General features: G+C 41.6%; 13 protein-coding genes and 1 tRNA gene. 3 read left to right on the forward strand and 11 right to left on the reverse strand.

Annotated elements, in window-relative coordinates:
- Window positions 1-85: 85 nt before the first annotated feature.
- Complete coding sequence (locus B4F91_RS10900) at window positions 86-409, forward strand: hypothetical protein (protein WP_029772472.1); 324 nt, start codon at window positions 86-88, stop codon at window positions 407-409.
- Here the strand turns inward: B4F91_RS10900 and B4F91_RS10905 are convergent.
- Complete coding sequence (locus tag B4F91_RS10905) at window positions 369-1,595, reverse strand: HD-GYP domain-containing protein (RefSeq protein WP_286937045.1); 1,227 nt, start codon at window positions 1,593-1,595, stop codon at window positions 369-371. The two genes, B4F91_RS10900 and B4F91_RS10905, sit on opposite strands and share 41 nt — an antisense overlap.
- Before the next feature lie 150 nt (window positions 1,596-1,745).
- A tRNA-Arg gene (locus B4F91_RS10910) sits at window positions 1,746-1,820 on the reverse strand.
- A 234-nt stretch (window positions 1,821-2,054) separates the two neighbouring features.
- On the opposite strand from B4F91_RS10910, the gene B4F91_RS10915 reads away from it, so the two are divergent.
- Window positions 2,055-2,237 (forward strand): hypothetical protein, encoded by a 183-nt coding sequence (locus B4F91_RS10915; protein ID WP_024031630.1) that lies wholly within the window; start codon window positions 2,055-2,057, stop codon window positions 2,235-2,237.
- On the opposite strand, the gene B4F91_RS10920 is transcribed toward B4F91_RS10915, so the two are convergent.
- The 3 genes from B4F91_RS10920 to B4F91_RS10930 are packed head-to-tail and all read right to left on the reverse strand — an operon-like array spanning window position 2,234 to window position 3,954.
- The gene (locus B4F91_RS10920) at window positions 2,234-3,040 is read right to left on the reverse strand and encodes a phosphotransferase (RefSeq protein WP_029772470.1); all 807 of its coding nucleotides are present in this window, start codon (window positions 3,038-3,040) and stop codon (window positions 2,234-2,236) included. The genes B4F91_RS10915 and B4F91_RS10920 overlap by 4 nt on opposite strands.
- Before the next feature lie 3 nt (window positions 3,041-3,043).
- The gene (gene pnuC, locus B4F91_RS10925; protein ID WP_004588465.1) at window positions 3,044-3,661 is read right to left on the reverse strand and encodes a nicotinamide riboside transporter PnuC; all 618 of its coding nucleotides are present in this window, start codon (window positions 3,659-3,661) and stop codon (window positions 3,044-3,046) included.
- A gap of 41 nt (window positions 3,662-3,702) precedes the next feature.
- On the reverse strand, window positions 3,703-3,954 hold the full coding sequence (locus tag B4F91_RS10930; protein ID WP_286937048.1) for a hypothetical protein: 252 nt from the start codon (window positions 3,952-3,954) through the stop codon (window positions 3,703-3,705).
- 98 nt (window positions 3,955-4,052) lie between these two features.
- On the opposite strand from B4F91_RS10930, the gene B4F91_RS10935 reads away from it, so the two are divergent.
- Window positions 4,053-4,292, forward strand: a complete 240-nt coding sequence (locus B4F91_RS10935; RefSeq protein ID WP_004588463.1) for a DUF2960 domain-containing protein — start codon at window positions 4,053-4,055, stop codon at window positions 4,290-4,292.
- Between the two features lie 14 nt (window positions 4,293-4,306).
- Here B4F91_RS10935 and alr read toward each other — a convergent pair whose 3' ends face one another.
- The 6 genes from alr to rplI form a co-directional block, all read right to left on the reverse strand.
- A complete protein-coding gene (gene alr, locus B4F91_RS10940) occupies window positions 4,307-5,386 on the reverse strand; it encodes an alanine racemase (protein WP_024031627.1) in 1,080 nt (359 codons plus the stop codon).
- Window positions 5,386-6,765 carry a replicative DNA helicase gene (gene dnaB, locus B4F91_RS10945; protein ID WP_004588461.1) on the reverse strand — a complete coding sequence of 460 codons (1,380 nt, stop codon included), beginning with the start codon at window positions 6,763-6,765 and terminating at the stop codon, window positions 5,386-5,388. Before dnaB ends, alr begins: the two co-directional genes overlap by 1 nt.
- A gap of 113 nt (window positions 6,766-6,878) precedes the next feature.
- Entirely contained in the window at window positions 6,879-7,817 is a 939-nt protein-coding gene (locus tag B4F91_RS10950; protein WP_288635745.1) for a DUF4097 family beta strand repeat-containing protein, read from the reverse strand.
- 9 nt (window positions 7,818-7,826) lie between these two features.
- Window positions 7,827-8,303: a hypothetical protein gene (locus B4F91_RS10955; RefSeq protein WP_286937052.1), complete on the reverse strand. Its 477-nt coding sequence runs from the start codon at window positions 8,301-8,303 to the stop codon at window positions 7,827-7,829.
- The gene (locus B4F91_RS10960; RefSeq protein ID WP_004588458.1) at window positions 8,296-8,844 is read right to left on the reverse strand and encodes an RNA polymerase sigma factor; all 549 of its coding nucleotides are present in this window, start codon (window positions 8,842-8,844) and stop codon (window positions 8,296-8,298) included. The genes B4F91_RS10955 and B4F91_RS10960 overlap by 8 nt, the downstream gene beginning before the upstream one ends.
- A 210-nt stretch (window positions 8,845-9,054) precedes the next feature.
- Entirely contained in the window at window positions 9,055-9,507 is a 453-nt protein-coding gene (gene rplI / locus B4F91_RS10965; RefSeq protein WP_004588457.1) for a 50S ribosomal protein L9, read from the reverse strand.
- Window positions 9,508-9,552 lie beyond the last annotated feature (45 nt).

The raw sequence follows: 9,552 nt of genomic DNA on the forward strand, positions 1-9,552 counted from the left end.
TCTAATTGTAATTAATTATCATTTAGATTGACTTGTAATTCCCTGCATTTTAAACTCATTACAAAATCACAAAGGAAGCAAATAGGTGATCATTTTACTTATTATTGCAGGGCTCATTTTTTGTGGCGCCAGTGTGTTTTGTTTTTATAAAGCAAACTATTGTGCCTGCACACAAGCCGGCCAATGCGATAACCCCGTAAACCATTACTGGTTAGGGGCCATGCTAAATGCATTAGTGTCGTTAGCTTTTTGCTGTATTGCACTGCATGTACAGCAAGGAACATTATTATGGCTAACGTTAATGGCGAGTTGTTTTTTAGGCGCTTATATTTCTGCTAAACGCGAAAAACTTAAGCGCTGTAAAAAAGCTAATTCAACAAGTGCTCTTTTAACAAACGAGCCAAATTAATTTGATAGTCGAGTGGCTTGATACTCGACACTATTTTAATACTTTGATCAGGCTCATTTAAGTCTAAGTCTTTAGGGGTGACGTGGTGCCCGTGTTTAGCATTATAAAATAGCTTAACTTTAGGCTTGATGGGATTTGATTTATTGCCCTCGAGCACGAGAGCTAATCGCTCATTGGTTAATTTAACAATAGTGCCTACTGGGTGCACACCTAAACATTTAATAAAGTGCTGTACTAGCTCTGCATCAAATAGCTCTTTGTTAGCCAACAAATAACGCAGCGCATTAATGGGTTCATCCCCTTCTTGATGGGGTCTATCGGCTGTTAACGCATCGTACACATCAACAATCGCCATTATGCGCGCTGGGCGACTAAGCTTTTCAGCTGTTATACCACGCGGATAGCCTGAGCCATCTAATCGCTCATGGTGGTTAACTATCATGTCGAGTATAAGGGGGGTAATGCCTTTTTCACCTTTAACCAGACCTAAACCTTGAGCCACATGGCGTTTAATAATATCCATTTCGCTGCTAGTGAGTTTACTTGGCCTAGAAATAATCCCCTGGGGGAGTTTAGCTTGGCCTAAATCGTGAAGTAACGCGCCCATAGCAAGCTGCTGCACGGCTTCTTCTTTATATCCTAAATATTTAGCAAATACGGCGGTAAAAATAGCGCAGTTAATCATGTGGCGCCAATTGTAGCTATGTTTGTCTTTTATGCGGGTTAAAATGGTCATTGCGCTGGTATTTCTAAATACCGAGCTGACTATATCGTTAGCCATTTCATCAATCACCTTTAAATTAACCGACAACCCTGTGGTTACATCGCCATACAAAGCTTGCAGCTTGCGATTATGCTGCTCAAAGTTGATGCTGGCTTTGGCAAATTCTTGCTCAAGGGTAATCGCAGGTTTTACAACGGGTGGTTTTGTTTTACTGCTTGAAGTGGTGCTCTTTTGTGAGGGCGCACTCTTAGGTTTGTACTTATCGGGTATGGCGGCATCGCCTTTGGTAAAGTCGATAAGCAGCTCTAAAACGCCTTCGGTTACTAAGCGTTTTATAATTGCCTGGTTTCGCACTAAGCCACTGGTTTTTATTTTTATACTGTTGAGCCCTTCATGCTGTTTGGTAACACTGTCAACAAACATACCTGGGGTGAGCTCTGAAATGGGTAACGCGATGAGCATGGCAGAAGCGTTTTCTACAATTAAATATGCCTACTAAATAGCATTGTTTAACCCTAAAAGTCTACTTTTTGAGTTGAGGGCAATACCATATAACTATAAAGGACTACTAAAATGAAGGTAGACGTAAACAGGAAAACAATAAAAAGCAAATGGCGCTCTTGCTAGGAATCGAACCTAGAACTTAGCCTCCGGAGGGCCACGTGATATCCATTTCACCACAAGAGCACATTTGTTGCTAAAACACTAACTCGCGATATCAATGCTTTAGCATTGGCAATAATAAAGAGATCTTTAAATAAATACCAGCATCATTGAGTTATATGCCTATAAATCAAACTGTTTTTGATAAAACACTTCACAACTTGCCAAAAACAAGCTATTTATTGGTATTCGATAAAAAAATAGTAACCGTTTGGCAACATGTTCTGAATGCTTACGGATTATATAGAGGATGTAATTATGAGTTTAATGTCGACTGAGCAAGTGGCTGAGTTTTTAGGTGTAAAAGCCGAGCGGGTAAAACGCCTTGCTCGTGAGAGCTTGCTTATTGCCAAGTCTGAAGATGAAAACGGTGAGCCCCAATTTGATGCTGACGAAGTAGCAAAGTACAAAGAGCTTGCCGCGCGTTTTGGCGGGCTTTAATCTTTTATCTCGTTTAATAACTTATTTAGCTGCGCGCGTAATGTGCTTGCCTTATTATTTATGTCGCGCTGCTCATACCACCCTATACACAACACCAAAAACACCACTTTAAAGTAACGTAGCTTGTCATAAGCGCAATAAAACTCACTGGGTATTGCTTGCTGGGCGCTATATTGCTCAAGCAAAGTGTGCTCTGCGTGCCCATTTAGCTCTAAGCTAACCGCAAGTGCCGCTAAATCAAAATACACGTCGTTTGTTTGCGCATATTCAAAGTCAATTAAATACATGCCTCTTGAATTTACTATTAGGTTATCTTTAACTAAATCGTTATGACAAAAGCCACTGCTGTAGGGCATATCACTAATGGCGCTTAGCGTATCTTCAATTAAGCGGCTGTGCTGTTGATATATGTTGCTATTAGCGTAATACACAAGCTCTTTTGCAATGTCCATTGGCTGTGTAGCTAGAGGGTAACTATGAACGCGTGCCAACTTTTCAACTAGGTCAATACTGTAATTATTAGTAGCGATATCACCACAAATATAGCGAAATGCAGCTCGCCTGTTAGCCTTATCGAGCCAAATGGGTTTAGGGCAAACGTTATGTTGGCTAAGTGCAGTTTGGGCTTGTAGCCCTATTTTAGGCCAATGCGATTTGTAGCATTTTAATAAGTAGTTTTGCTGTGCAGTTTTTATTAGGTAATTGTCGTTACTTAAACCATTCACTAATTTAGTGGTTTGTAGCACGTGCTCAGGTGCCACAAACTCACTACATAACGCGGCAATATTTGGATTACGGTGCATGCGTTATAATTGCGCTAATGGCTTAGCTTGGCTTTGCTCGTACTCTTCGTACCAGGTTTTAAATCCCCACGCGGCCATAATAGTGTAAAAAATAAATAGCGCGAGCGTTGGGTAATAGCCTTTTTCGTAATACAAATACATAGAGGCCGCATCAATAACAATCCAATACAGCCAGTTTTCGAGTACTTTTTTAGCAACTAAATACGTGGTTACCACCGCAAAACAGGTTGTAAAGCTGTCTAGGTAGGCAAAATCGGCGTGGGTGTAGTTTTGCATTACATAGCCAATAATAATGGCCGCTAAGCTCGTAGCGCCTATAAGAATGGCGTGGCGTTGTGTAGACCATGAGGTAATACTAATATTATCTGCTTTGCCTTTGCGCCATACCATCCAGCCAAATACAGCCATGTACATGTAATAAAAATTGAGTAGCGACTCCATAAGCAGCGCGCCATTCCAGTACATTATGGTGTAAATAAGCGTGCTAAAAAAAGCGGCAGGCCAGCACCATAGGCTTTCTTTTATTGCCAGTAATAAATAAGCAATAGACAACCCTACCGCAATATATTCCCAATGCGACATTGCTGTAAAACCACTTAAGGTTTGTGTTAAAAAATCCATGTGTGCGGTTACCGTTTTTAATACACGTTAAATAAAGGCGATTACTCTGGAGATAAATCGCCAGATAAAAACTTACAAACAAAAATAGCCTTACCAAACTCTTCGTACGAGCGTTTAATTTCAGTGTTTAGCACTTGCATTACTAAATCGTAATCGCCAAAAACTTGTGTAGAAAGCGTATTGGTGATCACTTTTAAGTTGTCGTATTCGTTCAAACGGTCAATAAAGCCCTTAATAAACGGGATGTAATCTTGATGAAGTGGGTATTTACTGATCTCTACTGATAATTTCATTTTAAACTCTACTTTTAATTATTTGATTTCAACAAATCGTTCAATGCCAGTTCAATACAGTGTAAAATTACACTCACACTCAATTAGCTGAGCTTATTATGGCACGCAGAATAACCTATACATTTAAAAACCAACCGCGCGAAATTAACTTCGCAAAAGACAAATACCACGACATGTATCAAGCTATTGCCGCTGCCGAAGGTATTGATTTAACTAACTACTTAAACATGGTACGCCAAATAGAAATGACCTCAAAAGGCTCTTCGGCTGTACGTAACTTTCGTGACCAAGAATTTGCCCGTATGGGCTTTAGTGATATTTACTTTATTAAAGAATAAATATCACTTATTAACTATCGCTGGTACTCGTAACTTACGCGCGGTGTAATATTACACAGTAATTCGTAAGGGATAGTATCGGCGCAGTGGGCTATTTCTTCAACCGGAAGCTCCGGCCCCCACATTGTAACGCTGTCGCCTACTTTAACATTGTGCTCGTTTTCGCCTATATCAATGCTTATCATATCCATAGACACACTGCCTACAATACCGTAACGCTGCCCTGCAATCATAACCGGTGTGCCTTCTTTGGCATGACGCGGATAGCCATCGCCATAACCCATAGCCACTACGGCTAATTGGGTTGGTTTATCACTTTGCCAACGGCCTCCGTACCCTACACGCTCGTGTGCGGCAACATCACGCACTGCAATCACCTTTGTGGTTAAACGCATGACCGGTTTTAAATTGTGTTCTTGCCCTGTGCAGTTTGCCATTGGCGACACCCCATAAAGCATAAGTCCTGGGCGTATCCAATCACCATGTCCTGCTGGCCAAGCTATAATACCGGCCGAGTTTGATAAACAATGCGCTTGGTCTATGCCCTTTACAAGCGTATCAAATAAGCTAATTTGCTGCGCCGTTTTAGTATTGTGCGTATCATCGGCACACGAAAAATGGGTCATCAAATTAATGGTGCTTTTAGCATTGGGTGTGCGCTGCAAGCGACTATAAAATGCGTCAAACTGCTCCGGTGCTATGCCTAATCGGTGCATGCCGGTGTTTATTTTTAGCCAGCAAGTAATTGGCGCATCTAAGGTGGCATTTTCTATTGCTGCAAGCTGGTTTTCGTCGTGCACAATAGTTTGAAAATTATTAGCCAATAAAATAGGTAAGTCGGCTTTATTAAAAAATCCCTCAAGCAGTACTATTGGCTTTGTTAAACCACCGGCGCGCAGTGCGAGGGCTTCATCAATTCGGGCAACAGCAAAAGCATCAGCACTATTTAAGTGCTGGGCAATTTTTACTAAACCATGCCCATACGCATTGGCTTTTAATACCGCCATTATTTTGCTATTTGGCGCAAAACGTTTTACCTGCGATAAGTTATGCGCAAGGGCGGTTAGGTTAATTTCGGCAGTGGCTAGGCGCATTAGTATTCATCATCAACTGCTGGCCCCGCGTAATTATCAAAGCGAGAAAATTGCCCTTGGAAGGTTAAGCGCACTTTACCAATTGGGCCGTTACGCTGTTTACCTATGATAATTTCGGCGATGCCTTTTTCTGTACTGTCTTCGTTGTATACCTCATCACGGTATATAAACATGATTAAATCGGCATCTTGCTCTATCGAACCCGACTCACGTAAATCTGAGTTAATTGGGCGTTTATCGGCACGTTGCTCTAGCGTACGGTTTAGCTGCGAAAGCGCAATAACCGGGCACTGTAACTCTTTAGCGAGCGCTTTTAATGAACGCGATATTTCGGCAATCTCTAAAGTACGATTATCTGATAAACTAGGTACGCGCATTAACTGAAGGTAATCGACCATGATCATACTAATACCACCGTGGTCGCGCGCTATACGTCTTGCACGTGAACGCACATCGGTAGGTGTAAGCCCCGATGCATCATCAACATACATTTTGCCTTTTTCCATCAACAGCCCCATAGTTGATGAAAGGCGTGCCCAATCGTCATCATCTAGCTGGCCAGTACGTACCTTAGTTTGGTTAATACGACCAAGTGATGCCAACATCCTCATCATAATTTGTTCAGAGGGCATCTCTAATGAGTAAATAAGCACAGGCTTGTCTTGCGTCATTGCGGCGTGCTCAGCAAGGTTCATCGCAAAGGTGGTTTTACCCATTGAAGGACGTGCTGCAACAATAATTAAATCAGAAGGCTGCATACCTGCTGTCATTTTATCTAAATCAGCATACCCAGTGCTTACACCGGTTACACCGTCTTGCGGCGACTGGTATAGCTCTTCGATTTTATCGACGGTTTTTTCAAGAATGTTATGAATGCTTTGCGGGCCTTCGGTACTTTTTGTACGTTGCTCAGCAATTTTAAATACTTTACTCTCGGCAAAGTCTAATAAGTCGTGGCTGGTACGCCCTTCTGGGTTAAAACCAGCTTCGGCTATTTCATTAGCTACGCCAATCATTTCGCGTACTACCGCGCGCTCACGCACAATATTGGCGTATGCATCGATATTCGCAGCACTTGGGGTGTTTTTAGCTATTTCAGCTAAGTAAGCAAAACCACCAATGCCTGCTAGTTGGTTATTTTTTTCAAGACTTTCTGAAATTGTGATTAAATCTATCGGATCGCCCACTTCAGCAAGCGCGGTCATGGCTTCAAAAATAAGCTTATGGGTGCGGGTATAAAAGTCCTGCGCAACAACCAGCTCTGCTACGCGGTCAAAAGCTTGGTTATCAAGCATTAAGCCACCTAAAACAGATTGTTCAGCTTCTATTGAATGGGGAGGAACTTTAAGGGTATCGACTTGCTTATCTGGTTTGGCCATAACTTCACAGTACTAAAATTGAATGGCTCTATTCTATCGACTTGGCGGGGCTGTGCAAATAGCAAAGCAGGAAATCTTTTCCTGCTTTTTGTAATCATTAACGCTAATTAGCGTTATTTAGTTCGAAGCTCAATGCGCCCGCTTATAGTATCCATTTCAACACTTGCGCTGCCACCATTGGCACTAAACTCTAAATCACTAGAAGGGCCATATTTAGCTTTAGTAACTTTATCGCTGGTAACTTTATTAATAATTTTACCATTAGCATGAGCTTTAATCTCAAACTGAGCCGATACACTTTGCGGGAAGTAAAAATCAGCATCGCCACTTACCGACTCATAGCGAACATCAGCCCCTTTTAGCAACTCACTGATGTGTATTTCAGCTTCGCCGTTTACAGTATTAATACGTAAGCTTTTTATGCTCGATAATGTAAAATCGATATCGCCATTTACGTTTTCTAATCGTACGTCGTTTGCGGTTGTGCTTGATTTGATATCGCCATTTACGGCGCTAAAGCGCAGCTCGCCACTTGATTGCTTATCGTTTATTTCGCCGTTTACGGTTTCAAATTGAATATTGCCGCTTAAGTTCTGTGCGTTTACATCGCCATTAACGGTGCTTAATTTAACAGTGCCGCTAATGTCATCTACCGTAATTTCACCATTAACAACATCAACCTCAGCGCCTTTTTTGAGTGTTTTTGCAGTCACTGACACATTTACGCCAGCAAATTCTAAGCGACTGCTTTTTGGCATAAATACTGTTAAGTTAGAGCCATCTCCATTGTTACCCCATCCCAAATTGCGTGGCATTTTTACTATAAATTCGGTTTTATCACCTCTCGTTTTAAGCTCAAATCCTTCGGCCTTGTCATCAAGCTCGCCGGAGACTTTAAATTCGTTTTTATCCCAGCCGGTTATGTTTACATCGCCGCGTTGGTTTTCAATAAAAATAGTGCCGCCGCTTGGCACCTCTATTTGCTTATCTATTTTTTCGCCCGCTAAAACGCTCAGTGGTAGTAGGCTTAGCCCAAGTAAAATTGCTTTCATGTTATTCCCCTATATTTGCTGCCAACGCGGTGCATGCACCTTGTTAATTAAGTCGAGTTGTTGCTGGTAAACTTGCGCCAACATAGTCAGTAATGCCTGATTTTGTGGCTCGTTTTCAAGTGCCTGTTTAATTGCTTGCTCTGCTTCTTCTAGTTCTTGTAACTGTGCTTGCCAGTTATTGGTAAGTGCATCCTGGTTTTTGTACTGCACTAATAAACTTTGCTTTTGCGCTTTAAAATAATCGCTCATAGCAGCCACTTGGCTTGGCTCGTTATTGCTCATAAATATATTTATTGCTAATAACGCCGCTGCACTGCACGCAGCAATAGCGCTCAATTTAGGCCATAATGGCGCTTTAACAGCAGGCGGCTTAGCTGTAACTATGGCGTGCTCAATGCCCTGCCAAAGTACTTTATTGGGCGCTATGTCTTTATTTAAATTGTTTAAAGACTCGTTTAAGTAGTCATCAAAATTTTGTTTACTCATACTCGTACCACTCTTGTAATAACTGCCTTGCACGATGATATTGCGACTTACTCGACCCCACTGCCATTCCCAATTGCTGGGCTATTTCTTCGTGGCGGTAGCCTTCAATAGCATATAAAACAAACACCATGCGGGCGCGCTCTGGTAGGCGAACAATTAATTTATCTAACCCGTTTAATCCCTTACAACTTTGCGCGCTTTGCTCATCCATACCGCTTTGCTCTATGCTCACAACTTTGTTTAACCAGCTTTTGTGCTTGCGTACATAACTAATCGCAATGTTGCTTGCTACGCTATATAGCCAAGTAGAAAATTGTGAGCGCCCGTCAAACTGCGCTATTTTATGCCAAACTTGCACAAATACCTCTTGGGCGGCATCTTCAGCGTGCGCTTCATCGGCCAGTAAGCGCAAACATAAACCGTAAACACGCTTTATATGCAGCTCATATAATGCTTTATAAGCATTTTGATCCCCCGCTTTAACACGCTCAATGAGTGCAAGGTCGCATAGGGGCGTGTGCTCGGGTTTTGTGTGTAACATCCGTGATGTCGCCTTTTAATTATTTTTATTTAAAAACGTGTATTAATGAGTGTATTGATTACTAAGACGCAAAGACAGACAAGAAAGGTTTAAACTAATAATAAAAATAGTTAAATAATTTTATAAAGAGGTATTAGATGGGTATTAAAGAGGAATTTTAGATACAAAAAAGCCGTGCTAAAAGCACGGCTTTTTGGGCTTAATTAAAAATTAAGCTTCAGCAATAACGATTACTTTAATAGTAGCTGTTACGTCTGAGTGTACTGCGATTGCAACGTCGAATTCGCCAGTTTCACGGATAGTACCGTGAGGTAAACGAACTTCTGATTTAGCAACTTCAACACCAACAGCTGAGATAGCGTCAGCGATGTCACGAGTACCGATTGAACCGAATAGCTTACCTTCGTCACCAGCTTTAGATACTAAAGTAACTTCTGCTAATGCTTCTAGTTTATCAGCGCGTGCTTGTGCTGCAGTTAACTGTTCAGCGATTTTCGCTTCTAAGTCTGCGCGACGAGCATCAAACGTTTCAATGTTTGCTTTAGTTGCAGGAACTGCCTTACCTTGCGGGAAAAGGAAGTTACGTGCGAAGCCAGATTTAACAACAACCTGGTCACCTAGGCCACCTAGGTTAGCGATCTTATCTAGTAGAATAACTTGCATGTTTCTACACCTTTTAAAAACTGTTAATCCGCTGCTTACTTATGT

The organism is Pseudoalteromonas sp. UBA6610 (assembly GCF_002433295.1).
GTDB lineage: Bacteria > Pseudomonadota > Gammaproteobacteria > Enterobacterales > Alteromonadaceae > Pseudoalteromonas > Pseudoalteromonas atlantica.

Bases quoted from the DNA above. Each gene is read 5' to 3' on its own strand.
- B4F91_RS10920 (WP_029772470.1), bottom strand. From the start codon at position 3,040: ATGCACCGTAATCCAAATATTGCCGCGTTATGTAGTGAGTTTGTGGCA.
- alr (WP_024031627.1), bottom strand. From the start codon at position 5,386: ATGCGCCTAGCCACTGCCGAAATTAACCTAACCGCCCTTGCGCATAAC.
- B4F91_RS10950 (WP_288635745.1), bottom strand. From the start codon at position 7,817: ATGAAAGCAATTTTACTTGGGCTAAGCCTACTACCACTGAGCGTTTTA.
- B4F91_RS10955 (WP_286937052.1), bottom strand. From the start codon at position 8,303: ATGAGTAAACAAAATTTTGATGACTACTTAAACGAGTCTTTAAACAAT.
- rplI (WP_004588457.1), bottom strand. From the start codon at position 9,507: ATGCAAGTTATTCTACTAGATAAGATCGCTAACCTAGGTGGCCTAGGT.
- B4F91_RS10905 (WP_286937045.1), bottom strand. From the start codon at position 1,595: ATGCTCATCGCGTTACCCATTTCAGAGCTCACCCCAGGTATGTTTGTT.
- pnuC (WP_004588465.1), bottom strand. From the start codon at position 3,661: ATGGATTTTTTAACACAAACCTTAAGTGGTTTTACAGCAATGTCGCAT.
- B4F91_RS10915 (WP_024031630.1), top strand. From the start codon at position 2,055: ATGAGTTTAATGTCGACTGAGCAAGTGGCTGAGTTTTTAGGTGTAAAA.
- dnaB (WP_004588461.1), bottom strand. From the start codon at position 6,765: ATGGCCAAACCAGATAAGCAAGTCGATACCCTTAAAGTTCCTCCCCAT.
- B4F91_RS10935 (WP_004588463.1), top strand. From the start codon at position 4,053: ATGGCACGCAGAATAACCTATACATTTAAAAACCAACCGCGCGAAATT.
- B4F91_RS10930 (WP_286937048.1), bottom strand. From the start codon at position 3,954: ATGAAATTATCAGTAGAGATCAGTAAATACCCACTTCATCAAGATTAC.
- B4F91_RS10960 (WP_004588458.1), bottom strand. From the start codon at position 8,844: ATGTTACACACAAAACCCGAGCACACGCCCCTATGCGACCTTGCACTC.